Below are 730 nucleotides of genomic sequence, written 5' to 3'. Positions count from 1 at the left end.
GGCGGTCATGTCCCACAAACAAATTTCCAACAAGCAAGTAAAAAGCCTGTTGAAACAATGGAACAAACCAAAGTAAGCGAGCCTGCGTTTCAAGCAAACACAGCAGCAATTGAGCGTGCCCAAGCAGAAATGAAATCGCTACCAGACGTCGATATGGAAAAAGTTGAGCAAGTTCGTAACGCGCTAGCACGCGGCGAATTGAGCCTAGATACAAAAGCGCTATCTAAGGCAATTATGCAATTCCATACTGGTCACGAGTAAAAGCACAGCATTAGGAATACACCCATGGCAAGCGCGGCATCGCAGCGAATTCAGTATTTTGTTCGTTCAATTTCTGAAGACATCAAACTGTATCAGCAATTATTGACCCTACTTCAACAACAAAAGGCGTTGTATTTGAAGTTTGATGGTGAAGCACTGAACACCAACGTTCAGCAACAAACACCAATACTCAATAAGCTGAGCCGCTCTTCTAATGAAAGAAGCCAATGCATGCGTGAGCTGGGGTTACCGTGTAATGACTCCAGCGTAACAAGAATTTTCAACGCTTTGCCTGCCAAGATTGGTGCGCAAGCGAGAAAACAGTGGACGTTATTGGAGACACTCATCAAGCAGTGCCAACAATACAACCAGAGCAATGGCCAAAGCTCTGCTGCGTTCCATGAGTTAGTCAGTCAACTCAAACAACCTGTGCAACACACTTATGAAGATAAATCGTTTTAAACGATGG

2 protein-coding genes are annotated in these 730 nt (G+C 44.4%); both read left to right on the top strand.

What is annotated here, in order from left to right; translation table 11 throughout:
- Positions 1–261 (top strand): flagellar biosynthesis anti-sigma factor FlgM (flgM, locus tag R7R78_RS26085; protein ID WP_225474609.1); only part of this gene is annotated, 261 nt, incomplete at its 5' end.
- Between the two features lie 24 nt (positions 262–285).
- Positions 286–723: a flagellar export chaperone FlgN gene (flgN, locus tag R7R78_RS26080; RefSeq protein ID WP_005463929.1), complete on the top strand. Its 438-nt coding sequence runs from the start codon at positions 286–288 to the stop codon at positions 721–723.
- The last annotated feature ends 7 nt before the right edge of the window (positions 724–730 follow it).

Source organism: Vibrio sp. 2134-1, from assembly GCF_033339495.1.
The sequence above is the reverse complement of the archived record's forward strand: the minus strand, read 5'-3'. Positions and strand labels throughout refer to the sequence as shown.